The organism is Methylobacterium sp. FF17 (assembly GCF_025813715.1).
GTDB lineage: Bacteria > Pseudomonadota > Alphaproteobacteria > Rhizobiales > Beijerinckiaceae > Methylobacterium > Methylobacterium flocculans.
The window spans coordinates 2632947-2652635 of the sequence record NZ_CP107532.1 but is presented as its reverse complement, the minus strand read 5'-3'; the positions used below and the strand labels follow the sequence as shown (position 1 = coordinate 2652635).

Annotated in this window: 22 protein-coding genes and 2 pseudogenes; 17 read left to right on the top strand and 7 right to left on the bottom strand. The window is 65.4% G+C overall.

Features of this window, described 5'->3' with window-relative positions:
* The first annotated feature begins 186 nt into the window (after window positions 1–186).
* The 3 genes from OF380_RS12405 (at window position 187) to OF380_RS12395 (ending at window position 4453) form a co-directional block, all read left to right on the top strand.
* Window positions 187–561 (top strand): response regulator, encoded by a 375-nt coding sequence (locus OF380_RS12405; protein WP_264051052.1) that lies wholly within the window; start codon window positions 187–189, stop codon window positions 559–561.
* Window positions 562–896: 335 nt separating this feature from the next.
* Complete coding sequence (locus OF380_RS12400) at window positions 897–2408, top strand: ATPase domain-containing protein (protein WP_264051051.1); 1512 nt, start codon at window positions 897–899, stop codon at window positions 2406–2408.
* The gene (locus OF380_RS12395; protein WP_264051050.1) at window positions 2405–4453 is read left to right on the top strand and encodes a PAS domain-containing hybrid sensor histidine kinase/response regulator; all 2049 of its coding nucleotides are present in this window, start codon (window positions 2405–2407) and stop codon (window positions 4451–4453) included. Before OF380_RS12400 ends, OF380_RS12395 begins: the two co-directional genes overlap by 4 nt.
* A gap of 265 nt (window positions 4454–4718) precedes the next feature.
* Here the strand turns inward: OF380_RS12395 and OF380_RS12390 are convergent.
* Window positions 4719–5153 (bottom strand): annotated as a pseudogene (locus tag OF380_RS12390) (transposase); the annotation flags it as partial.
* A gap of 74 nt (window positions 5154–5227) precedes the next feature.
* Here OF380_RS12390 and OF380_RS12385 point away from each other — a divergent pair.
* A protein-coding gene (locus OF380_RS12385; RefSeq protein WP_264045123.1) for an IS3 family transposase occupies window positions 5228–6579 on the top strand; the annotation gives its coding sequence in 2 pieces (ribosomal slippage) (window positions 5228–5564 and window positions 5564–6579; 1353 coding nt in all).
* A gap of 198 nt (window positions 6580–6777) precedes the next feature.
* Here OF380_RS12385 and OF380_RS12380 read toward each other — a convergent pair.
* The gene (locus OF380_RS12380) at window positions 6778–7338 is read right to left on the bottom strand and encodes a hypothetical protein (protein WP_264051048.1); all 561 of its coding nucleotides are present in this window, start codon (window positions 7336–7338) and stop codon (window positions 6778–6780) included.
* Window positions 7339–7756: 418 nt separating this feature from the next.
* Between OF380_RS12380 and OF380_RS12375 the strand changes: the two genes are divergently transcribed.
* Window positions 7757–8566, top strand: a complete 810-nt coding sequence (locus OF380_RS12375; protein WP_264045755.1) for an IS5 family transposase — start codon at window positions 7757–7759, stop codon at window positions 8564–8566.
* A gap of 78 nt (window positions 8567–8644) precedes the next feature.
* Here the strand turns inward: OF380_RS12375 and OF380_RS12370 are convergent.
* Together OF380_RS12370 and OF380_RS12365 are read right to left on the bottom strand one after the other, a co-directional pair.
* Window positions 8645–8779: pseudogene (locus OF380_RS12370) on the bottom strand (IS3 family transposase); the annotation flags it as partial.
* A 309-nt stretch (window positions 8780–9088) separates the two neighbouring features.
* Window positions 9089–9256, bottom strand: a complete 168-nt coding sequence (locus OF380_RS12365; RefSeq protein WP_264051047.1) for a hypothetical protein — start codon at window positions 9254–9256, stop codon at window positions 9089–9091.
* A 38-nt stretch (window positions 9257–9294) separates the two neighbouring features.
* Here OF380_RS12365 and OF380_RS12360 point away from each other — a divergent pair, with 38 nt between their 5' ends.
* The 9 genes from OF380_RS12360 (at window position 9295) to OF380_RS12320 (ending at window position 14657) form a co-directional block, all read left to right on the top strand.
* Window positions 9295–9504 carry a hypothetical protein gene (locus OF380_RS12360; RefSeq protein WP_264051045.1) on the top strand — a complete coding sequence of 70 codons (210 nt, stop codon included), beginning with the start codon at window positions 9295–9297 and terminating at the stop codon, window positions 9502–9504.
* Window positions 9491–9664 carry a hypothetical protein gene (locus tag OF380_RS12355; RefSeq protein ID WP_264051044.1) on the top strand — a complete coding sequence of 58 codons (174 nt, stop codon included), beginning with the start codon at window positions 9491–9493 and terminating at the stop codon, window positions 9662–9664. The genes OF380_RS12360 and OF380_RS12355 overlap by 14 nt, the downstream gene beginning before the upstream one ends.
* A 32-nt stretch (window positions 9665–9696) precedes the next feature.
* Entirely contained in the window at window positions 9697–10176 is a 480-nt protein-coding gene (locus OF380_RS12350) for a hypothetical protein (protein WP_264051043.1), read from the top strand.
* A 109-nt stretch (window positions 10177–10285) separates the two neighbouring features.
* Window positions 10286–10564: a hypothetical protein gene (locus OF380_RS12345; protein WP_264051042.1), complete on the top strand. Its 279-nt coding sequence runs from the start codon at window positions 10286–10288 to the stop codon at window positions 10562–10564.
* A 102-nt stretch (window positions 10565–10666) separates the two neighbouring features.
* The gene (locus OF380_RS12340; protein ID WP_264051041.1) at window positions 10667–11074 is read left to right on the top strand and encodes a hypothetical protein; all 408 of its coding nucleotides are present in this window, start codon (window positions 10667–10669) and stop codon (window positions 11072–11074) included.
* A 218-nt stretch (window positions 11075–11292) separates the two neighbouring features.
* Complete coding sequence (locus tag OF380_RS12335) at window positions 11293–11646, top strand: hypothetical protein (RefSeq protein ID WP_264051040.1); 354 nt, start codon at window positions 11293–11295, stop codon at window positions 11644–11646.
* A 366-nt stretch (window positions 11647–12012) separates the two neighbouring features.
* Window positions 12013–12492 (top strand): TetR/AcrR family transcriptional regulator, encoded by a 480-nt coding sequence (locus OF380_RS12330; RefSeq protein WP_264051305.1) that lies wholly within the window; start codon window positions 12013–12015, stop codon window positions 12490–12492.
* A 151-nt stretch (window positions 12493–12643) separates the two neighbouring features.
* Window positions 12644–13672 carry an IS110 family RNA-guided transposase gene (locus tag OF380_RS12325; protein ID WP_264047946.1) on the top strand — a complete coding sequence of 343 codons (1029 nt, stop codon included), beginning with the start codon at window positions 12644–12646 and terminating at the stop codon, window positions 13670–13672.
* A gap of 775 nt (window positions 13673–14447) precedes the next feature.
* Window positions 14448–14657 carry a hypothetical protein gene (locus OF380_RS12320; protein ID WP_264051039.1) on the top strand — a complete coding sequence of 70 codons (210 nt, stop codon included), beginning with the start codon at window positions 14448–14450 and terminating at the stop codon, window positions 14655–14657.
* Window positions 14658–14754: 97 nt separating this feature from the next.
* Here the strand turns inward: OF380_RS12320 and OF380_RS12315 are convergent, their stop codons facing one another.
* Window positions 14755–15183, bottom strand: coding sequence for a winged helix-turn-helix transcriptional regulator (locus OF380_RS12315; RefSeq protein ID WP_264051038.1), 429 nt, complete (start codon window positions 15181–15183; stop codon window positions 14755–14757).
* A gap of 173 nt (window positions 15184–15356) precedes the next feature.
* On the opposite strand from OF380_RS12315, the gene OF380_RS12310 reads away from it, so the two are divergent.
* Complete coding sequence (locus tag OF380_RS12310) at window positions 15357–16061, top strand: SDR family oxidoreductase (RefSeq protein ID WP_264051037.1); 705 nt, start codon at window positions 15357–15359, stop codon at window positions 16059–16061.
* 178 nt (window positions 16062–16239) lie between these two features.
* On the opposite strand, the gene OF380_RS12305 is transcribed toward OF380_RS12310, so the two are convergent.
* On the bottom strand, window positions 16240–17160 hold the full coding sequence (locus OF380_RS12305; protein WP_264051036.1) for a LysR family transcriptional regulator: 921 nt from the start codon (window positions 17158–17160) through the stop codon (window positions 16240–16242).
* Window positions 17161–17322: 162 nt separating this feature from the next.
* Here OF380_RS12305 and OF380_RS12300 point away from each other — a divergent pair, with 162 nt between their 5' ends.
* Window positions 17323–17937 carry an FMN-dependent NADH-azoreductase gene (locus OF380_RS12300; protein WP_264051035.1) on the top strand — a complete coding sequence of 205 codons (615 nt, stop codon included), beginning with the start codon at window positions 17323–17325 and terminating at the stop codon, window positions 17935–17937.
* Between the two features lie 45 nt (window positions 17938–17982).
* On the opposite strand, the gene OF380_RS12295 is transcribed toward OF380_RS12300, so the two are convergent.
* On the bottom strand, window positions 17983–18693 hold the full coding sequence (locus tag OF380_RS12295) for a TetR/AcrR family transcriptional regulator (RefSeq protein ID WP_264051034.1): 711 nt from the start codon (window positions 18691–18693) through the stop codon (window positions 17983–17985).
* Between the two features lie 111 nt (window positions 18694–18804).
* On the opposite strand from OF380_RS12295, the gene OF380_RS12290 reads away from it, so the two are divergent.
* Window positions 18805–19677 carry an NmrA family NAD(P)-binding protein gene (locus OF380_RS12290; RefSeq protein WP_264051033.1) on the top strand — a complete coding sequence of 291 codons (873 nt, stop codon included), beginning with the start codon at window positions 18805–18807 and terminating at the stop codon, window positions 19675–19677.
* Window positions 19678–19689: the final 12 nt, after the last annotated feature.

The window sequence follows — 19689 nt, the reverse complement described above, 5'->3', positions numbered from 1 at the left end:
CAATCCCTAGGTCGATCCGGAGCCTCGGCGATGCCAGGCGCACCGCCGCGAGGACAAACCCTTCCGTGGTGGATTGGCTCCACGGCCGAGGTCGTGCGCCTCCGCCGCCCGGCGAACGCAGCCGCGACCCTTTCACGAATACGTTCCAAGCCGGCAACCCATCCCTCCCTGGCCTGTTGGGACGTGATGCCCGCCAAGAGCGCTCCCGAAGATTCGGTGATCCTCGTCGTCGAGGACGACGACCTCGTGCGTTTGATGGCCGTCGAGATGCTTGAGGACGCCGGCTACGACGTCGTCGAGGCACGCCATGCCGACGAGGCGTGGCTCGTCCTGCATCAACGGTCTGACATCGGCGTGGTCTTCAGCGACGTGGACATGCCGGGGACAATGTGCGGCGTAATGCTCGCTGAACGCGTTTCCGACGCTTGGCCCGACATCAGGATCATCCTGACGTCGGGACGCCAGCGGTTCGCGGATCGCGCGGTGCCCGACCATGGCCTGTTCGTAGCAAAACCCTACAGCGTCTCCCAGGTCATCGACGCCATACACCGCGCGGATTGAGGCTAACCTCGCCTCCCGGTGGGCGAAATCCGCCGGATGGAACCCATGCCCTAGGTCCGTATCCGACCCGAGCCGGATCGTCCGCTTCAGGGCGAAGGATCAGGGTTCGGTTTCCATCCGGTACGGACGTTCAGCGCCGGCACCAGGTGTCGGATTTACAGCATTAGGCCGACCGCCCCCCAGCGGAGGGGACTGACTTGTCGCCCAGGCCACGGAGGTCGAGCGACTGCCATGGGACTAAACCGCCAAGCCGGAGTTGTCGTCCGAATGCATTTTCCAAGGTACGCCTGAGCCCACGACGCGGGTATTGTTTGCCACGAACCGGATGCCGCCCAATGACAGAGTTCGCCCCGACGCATGCCTCCAGGGGTCGCGACATCCTGTCGACGGGCATCGCCGGACTCGACGAGATCCTCGACGGCGGCCTGACGCGCGGTCGCCTCTACCTGCTCGAAGGGACGCCCGGGACCGGCAAGACGACGGTCGGCCTTCAGTTCCTCCTCGACGGCGTCGCGCGAGGGGAGAAGGGTCTCTACGTCACCCTGTCGGAGAGCGCAGACGAGCTTGCGTTCGCAGCCGGCACGCACGGGTGGTCCCTCGACGGCATAGAGGTCTACGAGCTCGTCAACGAGCTTGGCCTCGACCCCGACAGCGAGCAATCCGTGCTGCATCCCTCCGAGGTCGAGCTCGGCGAGACCGTGCGGGAGGTGATCGACCGGGTCGACAGCCTCAAGCCGCAGCGGGTGGTGTTCGACAGCTTGTCCGAGCTTCGGCTTCTCGCCCAGAATCCGCTCCGCTACCGCCGCCAGATCCTCGCCCTGAAGCAGATGTTCGCGTCCAGGGAATGCACGGTCTTGCTTCTGGACGACGGGACCGCCGACGTCCAACTCCACAGCATCGCCCACGGGGTGATCATGCTGGAGCAGGTCAGGCGCGGCTTCGGGGCAGCCCGTAGGCGCCTCGACGTCCTTAAGATGCGCGGCGTCAAGTTCCACGGCGGGCTTCATGACTTCCTTCTGGACACCGGTGGTGTCGAGGTGTTCCCCAGCCTCGTCATCGACGACCATCACGCACAGTTCGACATGACGCCGGCCTCGACCGGCTCGAAGGAACTCGACCTCCTCCTGGGTGGAGGGCTGGCGCCCGCAACCAACACCTTGCTGCTCGGTCCCTCGGGCGTCGGCAAGACCACCACGGCGGTCCGCTGCATGCTTGAGGCCTTGGACCGCGGGGAGAAGGCGACCTACTTCCTGTTCGACGAGGGCCGCCAGACCATGCTGACGCGCGCCAGGGCGCTGGGCATGGACCTTGACGTCCATCTCTCCAGCGGCAGCCTCGTCATCGACGAGATCGAGCCGGCCGAGTTCTCTCCCGGCGAGTTCGCCTGCAGGGTGCGCAACACCGTGGAGACGCGGGGGGCTAGCTTCATCGTGTTCGACAGCCTGAACGCGTACATCCACGCCATGCCGGGCGAGGAGTACCTCATCCTCCAGATGCACGAGCTCCTGAACTACCTGAACCAGAAGGGGGCCACGACCCTCCTGGTCCTCGGTCAGCACGGCGTGATCGGCGACGTCCGGTCGGACATCGACTTGAGCTATCTCAGCGACGGCATCCTGCTGTTCCGGTACTTCGAGGCCAACGGTGCGGTCCGGACCGCCCTGTCGGTGGTGAAGAGCCGGGTCAACGCCCACGAGCGCACCATCCGGGAACTCAAGCTCTCCCCCGTCGGTCTCCAGGTCGGCGCCGCCCTCTCCGACTTCCAAGGTATCCTGTCCGGATTGCCGACCTACGACGGCAAGGTCGCGCTGATCCCGGGCGCCGCCGAGCCGGCGCCGGCGGTATGACCCCGGCATCCGTTCCCGATGGGGAAGGCGTCCTGATCCTCGCCCCGCGCGGACGCGACGCCATCGTGATGGCGCAGCTCCTGGGCAAGTCCGGCGTCGGCGTCACCGTCTGCGCCGACAGCGCCGAGTGGCTCGATGGCCTCCGCTCGTCCGCCGCCACATCCATCGTGACCGAGGAGGCGCTCCTCGACGTCGATGCGGCATCCCTGGACGCCTGGGTAGCGTCCCAGCCACCGTGGTCGGACTTCCCCTTCATCATGCTGGCGACGCGGCAGGCCGGGCGGCGCACGGCCCAGGCCGCCGCAGTGATCGAGCGACTCGGCAACGTCGTCCTACTGGAACGCCCGATCAACGCCGAGACGCTCCTCAGTGCGGTCTCCTCGGCTCTCCGTGTCCGAAGGCGCCAGTATCAGGCCCGGCAGCACATTCGGGAACGCGAGGACGCCCAGGGACGCCTGCGCATCGCGAACGAGACCTTGGAGCGTCGTGTCGAGGAACGCACGCGCGAGGTCGAGGCGGCGCGCGAGACCCTGGCCTTCGCGCTCGATTCCGCCGGCATGGGGTCGTGGGATCTCGACCTCGTCAACGACATCACCCGCCGCTCCCGTCGATACGACGCGATCTTCGGCTACGACACGCCTGTCTCGTCGTGGGGCAGGGCCACCTTCCTGGCCCACGCCGTGCCGGAGGATCGACCCATGGTCGAGGCCGCCTTCGCGAAGGCAGCCGAGACCGGGACCTTGGACCTGGAATGCCGGATTTCACGGACCGACGGTGCGATCCGCTGGATCGCGGCCAAGGGTAAAACCGAATTCGGTGGCGATGGGAGGCCCGTTCGCATGGCGGGCATCATCGTCGACAGGACCGACCAACGGAACACCGAGGAGGCGTTGCGGCAGGCTCAGAAGATGGAGGCCATCGGGCAGCTGACCGGCGGCGTGGCGCACGATTTCAACAATCTGCTGACGGTCATCGTCGGCGGCCTCGACATGATGCTGCGCAAGCCGGAGAACACCGAACGCGTCGTCCGCCTGGCGGAAGCTGCGATGAACGCGGCGCGGCGCGGTGAGCAGCTCACGCAGCAACTCCTGGCCTTTTCCCGCAGGCAGATGCTGCGGCCCCAGACCATCAACCCGAACCGCCTTCTCTCCGAATTCAAGCCGCTGGCCGAGCGGGCGGCGGGAGGCGCCGTGGAACTCCTGCTGGAACTCGACCCCACCATCGACCCGATCCGGATCGACCCGGCGCAGTTCGAGGCGGCGGTGCTGAACCTCGTCGTCAACGCCCGCGACGCGATGGAGGGGGGCGGTTCGCGGATAGTCGTACGGAGCAGGAACGTGCATCTCGACACCGCGGCGGTGGCCGACAGGGGTGTCCCACCGGGAGCCTATGTCGAGGTCTCGGTGACAGACCAGGGCAGCGGGATCTCCCCGGAGACCATGGCTCGGGTGTTCGAGCCGTTCTTCACCACAAAGGAAATCGGCAAGGGAACGGGCCTGGGCCTGTCGCAGGTCTATGGCTTCACCCGGAGCGCAGGTGGCTTCGTCGGCATTGAAACGGAGCTCGGTGCCGGCACCACCTTCCGCCTCCTGTTCCCCCGCTCCGCGGAACCGGCCGGCGAGGAGCTAGGCTCCGGCAGTGGCAACCTTCCGCTACGCCGGGCGACGGAAGGCGATACCGTGCTCCTGGTCGAGGACGACGAGCAGGTACTCGGCATGGCCGTCGAGAGCCTGGAGGAGCTCCACTACCGCGTGGTCGTGGCCCGCAACGCCGCCGAGGCCCTCGTCCATCTCCAGGGCGTCGCGCGGATCGACATCCTGTTCTCCGACGTGATGATGCCCGGCGGCATGAACGGCTCGCAGCTTGCCGTCGAGGCCCAGCGCCTCCGACCGGGCCTAAAGGTCCTGCTGACCTCCGGGTACGTCGCCAACCTCGAAGAGGGCCAGGTGATCGGGCGGGGTGATCTCCCCGTTCTTAACAAGCCTTATCGGCGGGATGAGCTCGCCCATTCGCTCCGCGTCGTTCTCGGTGGGAAGCGTACCTAGGCGAAGGTGGAAACGTATGGCCCGCCCCGTCCGCAAGTGGCTTATGATCCGCTGGTCTGAGCAGTCTGCATAAACGTATCCGGCCTTCCGGCGATGCCGTTGGCCAAGATGGAGATCCGCGCGTCCTGGTCCTCATAAAGGGATCGGCGTCGAGCGCCATTTTCCGCCGGAGGCTTCCAGAACACCGATCGACTGTCAGGCCATCTTCCTCTCGCCGCTCGCAGACATGGTGAGGCCGACGAAGGCTTCGCCGACCAAGCTCGGTTCAGGCAGCCACCGCCGCCGGCTCATAGACGCGTTCGTGGCGCAGCAGCGCCCAGACGGTCCGGGCCATCTTGGCTGCCAGCGCGACGACGGCGGTGTTGGCGTGCGCCCGCGCCAGCAGGCCCCGTAGCCACTGGCCGATCAGCGTATCGCTCTTGCGCAAAGTCGGCATCGCGGCCCGTGCGCCCTGGATCAGCATCTTGCGCAGGTACTTGCTGCCGCGTTTGGTGATCCCGAGGAGGCGTGGTCGTCCGCCCGTTGTGACCTGACGCGGCACGAGGCCGAGCCAGGCCGCCAGATCACGTCCGCGGGCGAAGGTCGCCACATCACCGATCGCCGCGACCAGCGCCGTCGCGTTGAGTGCACCGATGCCCGGGATGGTGGTGAGCCGGCGGGCGCTTTCGTCGGTCCGGGCCTGTTCGGCGTGTCCGACGTCAGCACCTGTGGGACAGAATGAGGGTCTTCCCGAACGGAGGATGGCTGGTTCATCGTAGCCCCTGAGGAGCGAAGATGAAGCAGACATCCGGACCGGCCAAGAAGCCGGCAGAAGCGGTGATCAAGGACATCCGTCGGGCCACGCGTCGACAGTTCTCGTCCGAGGAGAAGATCCGCGTGGTGCTGGAAGGCTTGCGTGGCGAGGACAGCATCGCCGAGTTGTGCCGACGCGAGGGGATCGCCGCCTCGATGTACTACGGCTGGTCCAAGGAGTTCCTGGAGGCGGGCAAGAAGCGCCTGTCCGGCGACACGGCGCGCGCGGCCACCACGGACGAGGTGCGGGATCTGCGCCGCGAGACGGGGGCACTGAAGGAGGTCGTGGCTGATCTCGTCCTGGAGAATCGTCTGCTTAAAAAAAGCATGAGCGGGGCTGGGGGCGACGAGGCATGAGGTATCCGGCCCCCGAGAAGCTGGAGATCATCCGGCTGGTCGAGCAATCCCACCTGCCGGTGCGCGCGACCCTGCACAAGCTCGGCATCACGCGCTCGACGTTTTACCGCTGGTACGACGCCTACCAGCGCGGCGGCCCCGAGGCGTTGAGGGACCATCCTTCGCAGCCGAGCCGGGTCTGGAACCGTCTACCTGCGGAAATCCGCGAGCAGATCGTTGCCCTGGCTCTGGAGAAGCCTGAACTCAGCCCGCGTGAGCTGGCGGTGCGCTTCACCGACGAGCGGCGTTACTTCGTCTCGGAAGCCACCGTCTACCGGCTGCTCAAGGCTCAGGACCTGATCACCAGCCCGGCCTATATCGTCATCAAGGCCGCCGACGCGTTCCGCGATAAGACCACCGCGCCCAACCAGCTTTGGCAGACGGACTTCACCTACCTGAAGGTCGTTGGTTGGGGCTGGTACTACCTGTCGACGGTACTCGACGACTTCTCACGCTACATCGTGGCGTGGAAGCTTTGCACCACGATGCAGGCCAGTGACGTCACCGCCACGCTCGACCGGGCGCTGGGTGTGGCTGGGCTCGATCAGGCGCGGGTGATGCAGCGGCCCCGCCTGCTCTCCGACAACGGCCCGAGTTATGTCGCCAGCGACCTGGCCGACTGGCTCGGCAGCCGGGGCATGACCCACATCCGCGGTGCGCCTTGTCATCCTCAAACGCAGGGCAAGATCGAGCGTTGGCACCAGACGCTCAAGAACCGCATCCTGCTCGAACACGCCTACTTGCCCGGCGAGCTGGAGACGCGGGTCGAAGCCTTCGTTGAACACTACAACCATGCCCGAGCCCATGAGAGCCTGGGCAACCTCACGCCCGCTGACGTCTACTTCGGACGCGGCGAAGGGATCCTGGCCGAGCGGGAACGCATCAAGCGCCAGACCCTGATGGATCGCCGCTTGCGCCATCACGCGCAGGCTGCCTAACCTCTTACCCCAGATGGACCAGAGCCTCCGCTCCTGAACACCGCTGAATGTCCCAAATCACCTGACGACGGACAGTGGTGCAGCCAATAAGAATAGGTCTTATAACGCCTCCCGGTGTGCAGCGACTTCAGCTAAACTGATGCCACCACACTGCGGGACTGCACGCCTAGTCCGTTACGCCTGCGCCCCGGCTTAGTCCTAGTCATCCGGGCCAAAAACCTGGAGCGCGTGGTCGCGCATGTTGGCGATGCCGAGTTCTAGCCTTACCTCCGACCTCTTGCGCCGGAAACACGTCTGGGTGCCGGTCTGGCGCTGGGCCTTGTAGCAGTCGCTTGTGATCCACATGATCATGCCGTGTTGATCGTCGCCGAAGATCACCTCGATGGTCTTCAGTGCCTTCTCCATGTGAAGGTCAGAGCGCCTCCAGCGCACCGCATCCGATTCGTCTCGATCCTTGGAACTGTCGAAGAACCCGCTGTGTATGGCGTCCGAGATGTCAAAAAGGACATGCTCCGAATCTCGGAACTCATCGCGCCTGCCGGGCGGGTGCCTTACGACGACGTGGATCGCGCGCTCCTGCGCCTGTGCCACCGCCTCGGGCTCACCGGCCTCCAACCGGATGGCCCATGCCCGAAACGAATCATATGCGGCATCTGGCAGTTCCCAGACAAACTTATGACCGTTGATCGACCCCGCGCGCTCGCCTGCGGCCGGCCAGGGCTTGGGCTTGTGCTTACCTGGTTCCCGGAGCGGGTTCATCTGCTCCGTCAAACGCAAGGCTGAGGGATCAGGAGGGACGTACTCGATCTTTGGGATGGGGGAATGAGCCATTATGCTTTCACTGCGTGTGGTGCGGCCCGTGGGCGGTATGCGCAAGAGTTAGCAAAAGGCGAGCGCCTAATGAAAGTCCCATTTTGATTTGTCGTTAACAGTCTTCTTCAATGTAAACTACTGCTAGGGACGTGGCCATGCAAGAAGACATCCGAGTTGTGTTTGAAAAAATTTCTCCACAATACTACCACCCGCGCCTCCAGCACGTCTGCGGTCAGTCCGGCCTCGTCGAGCATGCATCCGTACAGCCGGCAAGGTTGGCGGCGAGAAGCGCGCCGGCGAATGGGAGGGCACCGAGCTAGAGGCTGTTATGGACCTATGACGGCTGGATTCCAGATGAAGGGACATGACCTCTTCACGCAAAGCCTACCCGTCCGACGTCTCCGATGACGAATGGGCGCTGGTCGCTTCCTATCTGACGCTGCTGCGCGAGGATGCGGGACAGCGCGAGCACAGCTTGCGCGAGGTGTTCAACGGGCTGCGCTACGTGGTGAAGACGGGCGCGCCGTGGCGCTGGATGCCCAACGACCTGCCGCCCTGGGAAGCCGTCTACCAGCAGGCGCAGCGCTGGCTGGCGGCCGGCTGCTTCGAGCAACTCGCCGACGATCTGCGGGCATTGCTGCGTCTGGCCTCCGGACGTTCGCCCGAACCGAGCGCGGCCATCCTCGACAGCCGGACCCTGCGCTCGACACCCGAGAGCGGCGAGCGGGCCGGCTACGACGGTGCCAAGCGCAAGAAGGGTTCAAAGGTCCACTTGGCCGTCGACACCCTCGGCCACCTCCTGGCCCTGCACGTCACCCCCGCCGATGCCGACGACCGCGCCCAGGTCGGGCGTCTGGCGCAAGCCGTGCAGGCTGCCACCGGCGACAGCGTCGATCTCGCCTATGTCGATCAGGGCTATACCGGTGAGAAGCCGGCCAAGGCTGCCCGCACGCACGGCATCGAACTGGAGGTCGTCAAACTGCCGGAAGCCAAGCGCGGCTTCGTCCTGCTGCCACGCCGCTGGGTGGTGGAGCGCTCCTTCGCCTGGGCCACCCGCTTCCGTCGTCTCGTCAAAGATTACGAGCGCTATCCCAGCACGCTCGCAGATTTCCACATCGTCGCCTTCGTCTGCCTCATGCTCAAACAGGCCGCTCAACTCGCGGCCGGTTCATAACAGCCTCTAGATCAGAAGGACCAAGACGGAATGAACGTGCTCCTTGGTCCGCAGCTCGATCACCGCTCCTCGAATGGAGCTGTCCTCGCCACGCAAGCCTTCCAGTACGACGCGGATCTTTTCCTCGGACGGGAACTGTCGACGTGTTGCCCGGCGGATGTCCTTGATCACTGCTTCTGCCGGCTTCTTGGCCGGTCCGGATGTCTGATTCATCTTCGCTCCTCAGGGGCTACGATGAACCAGCCATCCTCCGTTCGTGAAGACCCTCAATCTGTCCCACAGGTGCTGACGTCGGACAGTTCCGATGACCCGCCTCGTCCTCGCCGTGCTGATCACCGCCTCGGTCTTCGACTTCCACGCTGGGAAGCCGGACATGTTCGCAATCCCGGACACGCTGCTGACCTACTCGGGCGCGCCCTGGTAGACGGGCGGCACCCAGCGCGACGCCGCGGGATTCGACGAGGATTCTCAGCAACGCCCATGCCGATTGCGCCGGCAAGCTCGGCGAAGTCCGGGGCATCGTCAGTGGGGGATGGCGATTACCGGTCCCGCTGCGCGGCCGCGCCGGTGTCCCTCGTCGGTTCCGGCGTCCACCTTGCCCTGCGGGGCGAACTCGTCGCCGGGGCCGCCCCGTCCCAGGTCGTCGCCGCGGCCGCCGGGGGCGCCGCTGCCCGCCACCATGGGAGCCACGCGGTGACGTTCTTCTTCGTAGGGTTCCTGCTGTGGCTGTGCCTCGCCGACCTCAGGCCGCCGCCCTGGAGCCTGAGAGGACCAACGCGGAACGCTACGTCGTCGAGGCCGCCCGGCGCCTTGTGGGCTGGCGGCGTTGGTACCTAGGCCTGCCCGAGGACCGCGAGCTACCCGATCCCCAGCAAGGCGCTCTCGAACGGGTCCTGCGCGCCCTTGATGCCGAGGAGACCGACCATGCCCGATGCTGATCCCTGCCGCCGTGCCCTGACTCCCATCGAGGGGGTCGCCCTGTTCGCCAGCGACGCGCCACGGGCGGCTGGTATCGTGATGGCCGGGGCTGCGGCTGACGCCGCAGATGCGGCCTACCTCGCCGTCAACGCCCTCCCCGCTGGTGCCGTCCTCAGGTAGGCGCCCGCTCCGGAGCCAGATTAAACCCTAGGTTGGGCATTAACCCCACGCAACCCCTGGAATACCACCTTTCGCCCGAAGATGTAATTATTTCAGTTCGGGTTCTGGTCAACGGGTTCGATCACATGCATATTGTAACCGGTTCAGTTACAGGCTTGGAAAGCACCTACGCAATGTCCACTATCGTGACCATCCTCAAGGGCGACGTCACCCGGATTTGCGTCGACGGGAGCGGATACCGCCGCGAGACGATGTACGCCCACGGCGACGTCGGGGGGTACATCAGCGTCTGGCTCGACGATGGAAGCCGCGCTCAGGTCTTCAGTCGAGGTGGCGCTGCTCCTGTCTGGAAGTCCTCGGACCGTCAGGAGCAGGCCCACCAGATCGCTCGGGACCATCGCTGCCAGGTCATCGACGAAGCCGAGGTCGATGCATGGGCTGTCCGGGCGCAGGTGGTGGCCGCGAGGGAAGAGGCCGAGGACGCTTGGGTAGACGCCCAGTTCGCAAAGTAGGCGCCTGATCGGACCGCCGCCTCGGCCCTCACTGAGACGTCCTGCGGGACGTCTCAGTGAGGGCCGTGACACCCGCCATATCCCTCTGGGCATTGCCAGGACCGCCACCATGACCGACGAAGTCTCAGCCACGGAAGCCAACTCCGTTCTTGAAGTTGCTGGCTTCTACGATGGCAACACACGCCTCAGCGACGACGACCGTCTCCCCAGCGTGTTCACGTACCGCGATGGGTCCGGCGGGATGACGCGCTACTGGTATCAGGGGCAGGAGAGCTACCAGGTCCACGACTACGACGCCGAACGCGACATCTGGATTGGCCGAGGCACGGCCATGATTGGGGATAACGACACCGTGGACGACTTCCTGGCGTTCACCGGAGAGGCCTGATCGGAATGCCGGGGCCTCGTACCCCGGCCTCCCACTAGCCGCCTAACTCAGGGCGAGTCGACGGGGCCACCATCCCGCCCATCCCTACTCAGGAAATACCTCGTGGACGTCACCATCACCCTCCACTTCTTCGACCTGACGCTGCTGATTGTCGGAACTCAACATGTGCTTCATCAATCGATCCGCGAGACCGAGGTCGAGCTGAAGTGCCTCTACCCAATGAAGTTCGACGACGCCGCCCACACCGTAACGGCGTCCATGCCGATCCATGATGCACGACGGGTGCATAGCATCTCCGTTCTCGTGCGCGACGCAGTGGCGGACGGCCAGGTGCGAGTCGATCTGGCTTGCCCGCAGGGCATAGTCGACCACATTGCCTCGGTGATCGCTCGCGCCGAGAAGGACGAGATCGCTAGCCGTCCCTGGGCAGCCATAGAGCGCCTTATCGACGACCACGCCCCGTCCTTACTCCGAACGCCCAGCAAGGCCGCCGCCAAGACCTTATCATAACGCCGGTGCCCCGCGCCCCGGCCTCCCTCAAGCCACTCGGGCCGGGGCGACTCAACGGGGGCTCGCATCCCGGCAGCACCTTGAAGACGTCCTCTGGGTACGCCTGGATCAGATCCGTCTTACAGATCAGGAGGCCGTCCTCGCCCGCGAGACCGCCCTCGTCCACCTACGCCGCGCCCGCTTGCAGGCCGGCCTCGCAAACCGAAAGGGAGACACTAATGACCTCCGTCAAAGATAGGGATCAGGAGTTCCGGCGCGAGCTGGTAATCCGCATCGGTCAGCTCATCCACGGCCAGCGCTGGATCGCGCCTCTGGCCGCGGACCTGGCGGCCGTCACCGGGCGCAGCATTAAGGGTCCCCAGATCAGCCACTGGCTGTCCGAGCTCAGGCCATTCCCGGAATGGGTTGAGGACGCGCTCCTGAGGGTGATCAACGACCGCATTGCCGCGATCCTCCACGAGGGCAAGCGTCTTCGAGCCGAATCCTACTTCCTCCAAGCCCGGTTCGCCGCGCGCCTGGTCGACACGCCCGACCCTGTCCCCGACGAGGACGCCCTTATGCCGAGGATGTGATGCAAGTCCCCGAAGAGCTTTGCGGCTCTCCGAGGCTCCCCAGGATCGACCGCAGCCAGTTAGACATGGTCGGCTACATATTCGACCGGGAGCGCGGCGACCTTGCCGCGGCTCGGGCGGAACCCATCCCTCCGCCAATCCCCCTGGCGCCCCTGCCGGGGCGGCCCCTAAGGTCAAGGAAGCCGATCGTTAGTCGGCCGGCCTGCGCGCCCTTTGCGTCTGCGTACCCCCGTCCAGTCGTCGCCGGACCGCCCGCGCCGTGGACGCCCGCGCGCCGACCAGGCCGGACAGATCGAGGAACGCATCATCACCGTCGCCTCGTCCCTGTTCCTAAAGTAGGGGTTCGGCCGCACCACGGTCGATCACATCGCCCAGCTCGCCCACACCGGCAAAATGACGCTGTACGGGCGCTTCCCGACCAAGGAGGCACTCTTCTCGGCGGTCGTACTCCGCTACGTCGATGCGTTGCAGGTGCGGATGGCCATCGTCCCGACGAGCGGGACGTTGAAGGAGCGTCTCGTCCAGGTCGGCATCGAGCTCGCCAACCTCACCCTGGCCGAGGAGAGCATCGCCCTGATGCGCCTCACCATCGCCGAGGCGAAGGTATTTCCCGAACTTGCTCGCGAGGGATTCCGGATCGGTTTCGGGGGCTGCGTCCGCTGCATCGCCGAATGCCTGGCGACGGATGCCTCCGACGCGGCGGTGGCGGAGGCTACCCCGATGGCAGCGCGGTTCGTCGAGATGCCCTCCACCCCCTCTACATGCACGCCTTCTCAGGTGCGGATCTTGCCGGACTGTGTGAGCGGGCGACACGGGACGTGCCTGAGGTCGCCGAGATCCTGCTGAACGGACGGTGTTGATGTCCGCTTGAAGCTTTCCACCCAGCCCGGTCATAGAGCAGATGGGGTGGATGGCTCCCGCTCCAACTGACGGCATCGCGGTGCCAAGATGTGGTTGCTGTCGAAGCAGCAGCGACGCAGATGTAGGAGCCATCCCCATGGAGATCACCACCGTCGGCATCGATCTGGCCAAGAGCATCTTCCAGGTTCACGCCATCGACGCAGCTGGGCAGGTCGTCGTTCGCAAGGCGCTGAGGCGGGCGCAGGTCGTGCCGTTCTTCGCCAAGCTGCCGCGCTGCCTGGTTGGCATGGAGGCGTGCGGAACGTCCCACCACTGGGCCCGGGAACTGATGAGGCTCGGCCACGACGTGCGGCTGATGCCGCCGGCTTACGTGAAGCCATACGTCAAGCGCGGCAAAACCGATGCGAACGATGCCGCCGCCATCTGCGAGGCGGTGACGCGCCCCAGCATGCGGTTCGTGCCGGTGAAGTCGACTGAGCAGCAGGCGGCGCTGGCGCTGCACCGGACGCGCGACCTGCTGGTCAAGCAACGCACCCAGTTGGTGAACATGATCCGCGGCCTGCTCGCCGAGTTCGGGATCGAGATGGCGCGGGGCCTGCGCCATGCGCTCGAACTGGCGGCCAGGCTCTCAGCCGGAGACGCGGCCGAGGTGCCGCCGTTAGCCCATCGTGTGGTAACCGGGCTGGCCGATCAGATCGGCGCCGTGCAGATCCAGCTCACCCGGCTGGAGAAGGAGTTGCTGGCCTGGCATCGGGACAACGACCTGTCGCAGCGCCTAGCGACGATCCCCGGGATCGGCATCGTCTCGGCGACAGCGCTGGCCGCCTCGGTGAGCGAGCCCGAGCGCTTCCGCTCCGGTCGGCAGTTCGCGGCCTCGTTGGGCCTGACACCGCTGCAGAACTGCAGCGGCGGCAAGGAGCGCCTGGGCCGGATCTCGCGCATGGGCGACCGTTATCTGCGACGCCTGCTCGTGGTCGGCATGACCTCTCTGATCCGGCGTGCGAAGGCGACGCCGACGTCGGTCGACCCACGGCTGCCGGCGCTGCTCCAGCGCAAGCCAGTGCGTGTCGTGACCGTGGCAGCGGCCAATCGCACGGCGCGGGTCGCCTGGGCGATCATGACCCGCGGCGGCACCTACCGCGCACCCGCGGCCACGGCCGCCTGACCGGAGGAAGCGGAGCACTTTTCCAGGTTGCGAGGACGATGAGAGTTGATGGCGAACCGGTCAGACCGGGAGCCGGGACACCCCGCCGCCAGTCCAGGGCATCATAGCCCGCAAAGCAGAGTGGGACCCAGCTCGCGGATACCATCAGGGCCAGCGGTCAACATGAACGACTGCATCAACAGGCCGGACACAAGACTGCACCCGACCAACGCGTCAGAACCTCAATTCGTCACTTGCAATGCGGGAGCCATCCACACAGGACAGACGGGTGCCGACCCACCCCTGACGTACAGGCCCGCCTCGACGCTTCCCGAAAGCAGCCATTCGTCGGGCGTGACGCAACTTCGGTACGGGGTGGAAAGCTGAACTTGGTTTGATGGCGAGAAGCGGACTAGGTCTCTTCTGAAGCCGAGCATTTGCATAAGTCGTCGGCTACGGAACCTGAACTGCTATGGGAGGTGCGCTTTCCCGACAAGCGGCTACACTTCGTGTTTCTCACGCGATTGTGGATCCTGGGGCAGCGATCAATTTTCGCTTGCTAGACGCGACCGCATCATTGTCGCGCGAAGCCGGAAGGCTTCCGACCTCCGCCAGGAGGCCGATCCGGCATCGGCTGGGAACGCGGCGTACATCCCGTGTCGCCGTCGGGCCGGTCCCTGTTCGAGCGTCCTGGCCGCAAGGCCGACTTCGACCGATCCCGAGGACGCACCCGACCCGTCACTGCTCGTGGATCTGGCAACCTTCCCAAGCCGGAAGGTTGCGCTAGGTCGAAAGGATGGCTCGCAGCGTCTCCTACCAAGTCGTCCAACGGCCGGACGGTCACTTCGACATCGCAGTCACGGTGGCCGGCGGGCGCACCCAGTACCGGAAAGGGCTGGCGACGCGGCCCGACGTGGACCGTGCGCTTGATCTCCTACGCGACCTGATGGCAGCCTGCGGTGCGCCCCTTATCGAAGAACCCTTCCTGCGCGATGCGGCCGAATAGCGTCGGTGACGAAGCCAGCATAACTGCGGGTCGAGTGGCAGGGTGACAGCCTTGTTCGTTGAGCCCCAACATGACGCCCCCAGCCGAGGCGTTCGCCTTAGGCCTTTTTGTCGAAGGCCGCCCGGGCGCGTTCGACCTCACCCAGGTTCTCGGCGGCCCAGACCCACAGGCCGCAGAACGCTCCGCCGAGGGTCAAGCCGAGTGGCGTCAGGTTGTATTCGACCTTGGGCGGGACGACGGGATAGATCTTCCGTTCGATGAGGCCGTCCCGCTCCATCTGGCGTAGCGTCTGAGTGAGCATCTTCTGGCTGATGCCCTCGATGCGTTCGGCGATGCGTGTGAACCGCAAGGTACCCGCATCGGTCAGCAGCTCCAGGACCAGCATCGTCCACTTGTCGGCGACCCGCCCGATCAAGTCGGCGACGAGGCGCTCGATGCGGGGGTCTATGTCAGTTGGCGGTATCGCCTCCGAGTAGCGCTTCGCCGCTGCCACCTGCTCCGGGGTAAATCGCGTCAGGGCATCCATCCGACACTCTCCGTACGGTAAGTATAGAACTTTCCGGTGCCTTCTTCCGTCCGGATACCGTGGCATGGCATCGATGGCTTCGCAAACAAGAACCCACACGGCGGGCCCAGGCGATGAAGCTTAGAAACAAAACCATTTTGATCACAGGAGGGACGAGCGGGATTGGCTTGGAGTTGGCCAAGTCGCTCCTTGCCCGTGGCAACACCGTTATCGTCACCGGCCGTGACCAGGCTAGGCTCGATTCAACGAAGCGGGCGCTGCCAGATATCCATACCTTTCGCAGCGACGTCGGCGACCCTCAGGCACCGGCCGCCTTGTGCGATGGCGTGCTTCGCCAGTTCCCGGAGCTCGACACCTTGATCAACAATGCCGGCATCATGCGGCACCTGGATCTGAGGCGGCAGAGCGGGCCCATGGACGTCACGCGGGAAATCGACACCAATCTGAATGGCCCCATCCGCTTAATCGATGCGTTCCTGCCGCACCTGAAGGGCGTCGGGAACGCCATGATCATCAACGTGACTTCCGGGCTCGCCTTCGTCCCCCTTGCTGCGGCGCCAGTCTACTCGGCCACTAAAGCGGCTCTGCACGCCTACACCCGATGCCTGCGCACCCAACTCGACGGGACGGGTGTCAGGGTGGTCGAACTGGCGCCGCCCCTCACGGCGACCCCCCTGTTCCACGGGGAGTTCGCCGCCCTGATGCCGGGCGAGAAAGGAATGGACGTGTCGGTGCTTGCCGCGCGCGCCATCGCCGGAATCGAAAAGGGCAGGCTTGAGATTCGTCCAGGTCTCAGCAACGCGTTGAAGGTCGGCAGCCGCCTTGCTCCGGAACTCATGTTCAACCAGATGGCCAAGGTCGGGAGAGCCTCCGTTTAAGGACCTGCCGCGACCCAAGGCGAGCGCAAGGAGCCCGTGCGCCTATCGAAGCCCGATCAACCGCAATGGAGGCCAACGGCGATGGGGTCAGCGACTGGCACCATCGCGGCCGTCCGCGATGCTACACTGTGCGGGTGCCAGCCCTGCCTAGCCACCCATCGGCATGGATAGACCCGCCCTAGACGGGGCGACAGTCGATTGCGTCCTCGAAGCGTGCCTGCAGGTCACCGAGAAGCCAACGACCCGCGCGACCGAGCGGACGGTCGCACATCTGTGCAGCATACACCGTCAGGGGACCGGCTAGGCGAGCTGGGTCGTCGTCGATAACCAGCGGGACGAGGCGCCCGTCGCTCAGAAGCGGAGCGACGAGATGCTCGGGCATTCGGCACCATCCCAGTCCGGCCAGCAGGAAGTCGAGGCGGCGTCCGAGGTCGACGAAGCGCCAGACCCTCGTGCCCATAATGCCATGGCGAGGCCCCTCCGGATCGGATGGATCGGAGAGGACCAACTGGACATGCTCCTCCAGGTCCGCCCGGGTCGCTGGGCGTCCGAGTTGCGTTAGGGGATGACTAGGCGCCACGACAGGCACGAGCCGCGCGCCGAGCAGCGGGAGCGCCCTGATGTCGTCGGGTACCGACGGGAGGAGGATGCAGAAGGAAAGCGCGGCATCGCCCCTGCGCAGCCGACGCTCCGCGCCGCCGAGCCCTTCTGTCGAGAAGCTGACCGCTAGGTGCGGGAAGGCGTCACGAAGTGCACGCAGGCTCTCGATGAGCGGGGCGGTTGGCACCAGCGGGTCGATGGCCACGGCGAGTTCCGGTTCGACCCCCTCGCGCGTGACTGCAGCCATCGCCTCGAAACGCCCGGCGTTCGCCAGGACGAGGCGCGCCTGCCCGACGAGGACGTTGCCAATCTCCGTCAGGCGCGGGCGATGCCCTGAACGGTCGAATAGCGTCACCCCCTGAGCGGCTTCAAGGACTGCTACGGTCTGACTGATCGCAGATTGGGCGCGTCGCAGCCGTCGACCTGCGGCGGAGAAGCTGCCGGTCTCGGCGATTGTTACGAGGACACGAAGCTGGTCGAGGGTGAGATTGCCGATCATCCATCACCTGCGCCGATGGAAAGCATCACTATTTGATCGCTCCCGCTGACTAGGTCAAACCGGCAATCTTGGGTCCGAACACCGGAGTGCCTGCCACCGTCCATTCGGGCGGGGCCAAGCCGAACCGCTCCTTTGCCAACCCACAGAATCAAGGGACTTCCGATGCCTCGCCTCCTCGTCATCGAGACCAGCCCGCGCGGCGACCACTCGATCTCGCGCGCGCTTACCCGCCGGTTCGTGGCCCGCTGGAGCGCGGCGCATCCGGGGGGTGAGGTCGTCGAACGCGACCTGATGCAGACCGACCTGCCGTTCGTGAACACGCCCTGGCTCCAGGCCTACTTCACTCCATCCGAGCGGCATTCGGCCGAGATGAGGGAGGTGCTGCGCTTATCGGACGAGTTGGTGTCCGAGGTGCTGGCAACTGACCACCTCGTCATCGCGACACCGGTCTACAACTACAACGTCCCGGCCTCGCTGAAGGCATGGATCGACCACATCGTTCGGAAGGGCCTGACGCTCGGCATGGACGGCAAGGGCCTTGTCACCGGCACGAAGGCGACCGTGTTGCTGGCCTCCGGCGGCATTTACACGGAGGGCTCCCCGATCCGAGACCGGGACATCGAGACCCAGTACTTACGGTTGATCCTGAACGTAATTGGCATCACCGACGTCACGTTCGTGGCCGCCGGGAACGCCAAGTCCGTCGACATGGGCGAGACCGGTATGGATGAGTTTGTCAGCTGCTTCCTGCGAGAGATAAGGGCTCAGGCCGCCTGAACGGCAGGTCTCACGGCCGTTTGTCGCAAAACTTCCAAAAGGCAGCTACCGACCGGCATCCGCGACGCGCCGCAGAAGCTCGTCCATCAAATGGCGTTCGCCCGGCGACAGCATATCGAGGCCATCTAAATGGGACCGTAGGCCCGATGCCATCGTTGCCGACGTGACTGTGGCCGAGGCTTGACGCTCGTCCAAAACCGCAGCCATCACCGCCTCGCGCGCGGCATCGGAAAAGTCGGCGTGTTCGCCTCTCGGATGCCCAAGAAGCGTAAGAATCGTGCCGGTGCCCGCGGCGTGGATCATATCCACTGCGCGTTCCTCCCCGACGCGTAGTCGACCGGCCTGCGCCACGCGTCGGACCCTTTCATGCAGAACCTGAAGCCCGGCCGCTGCGGCGGTCGAGGAGGCGCCCTCGGCCGGCATGCTGATAAGCGTGAAGATTGCCGGATGGGCCAGGCCGAAAGCGACGTGGTCGTCCCAACCCTGGCGTAGGTCCGCGACAGGATCCGGGTTCGGTGTCCGCGCGGCCTTCCCCGCGACGTAAGTGGCGAACGCCTGCTCGGCCACGGCATCGAGCAGGCCGCGCTTGTCGCCGAACAACCGGTAGATCGTCGGGGCCTGAACCACGGCCGCGGTCGACACTGCACGCGTCGTCGCCGCTTCGATCCCGCCGGCCGCAATGAGTTCGGCCGCGGCAGCGAGGATGCGTGCCCGTGTACCAGCCGGGATGTCGTCCTGAGGTTCGCTGTGCGCCATCGCGAGAACATATCGCTCGGAAGTTATCGCCGATAGCATGAACTTGCTTACATCGTTAATCAGCGTTATCAGAGAGTCGTTATCAAAGCTAACGCAGGGTTCGTATCGTCGATGATCGTCGTGACAGGAGCCACGGGCCAACTCGGCCGTCGCATCGCCCAGCAACTTCTGAGGCGGATGCCACCGGACCGGATCATCGCCACCACCCGGGACCCGGGAAAGGCGAATGCGCTCGTCCGAGCAGGCGTAGGCGTGCGCTACGGTGACTACGCAAGGCCCGACACCCTGCTATCCGCGTTCGAGGGAGCTACGCAGGTCCTGATCATCTCCTCCAACGGGGAGCGAACCGGCGCAGACGTCGTGGCCCAGCATCGAAGTGCTGTCGAAGCCGCGCGCGCGGTGGGTGCAAGGCGCGTCGTTTATACCAGCCACATGGGGGCGGGCTCATCCTCCGCCTTCCGGCCGATGCACACCCATGCGGAGACCGAGGCTATGCTACGCGACGCCGGCATTGCCTGGACCTCGTTGCGCAACGGCTTCTATGCCGAGACGGTACCTACGATGATGGTTGGGGATGCAGTCGATACAGGGGTGCTCAGCGCCCCGGTCGACGGCAAGGTCGCGTGGACCACCCACGACGACCTGGCCGCCGCCGCCGCGGTCTTGCTTGTAGATGAGGGGCGATTCGAGGGACCCACTCCGCCGTTGACCGGTGCGGAAGCGCTGGACCTGGCTGATGTCGCAACCCTTCTAACGACGATACACGGCAAGCCGGTCGAACGCAGGACCATCACGGACGAGGCCTTGGAGGCAGCGATGCGGAAAGGCGGGGCGCCCAAGGCCGTCATAGAGATCACCCTCGGCTTGTACCAAGCGGCGCGGGCGGGCGAGTTCGCCAATACCGATCCGACGCTCGCGAACTTGGTGGGGCGCCCGCCGACAGTACTGCGCACCGTCTTGGAGGGTCAGCGTACCAGAGGCTAAAGGGCCGAGGCG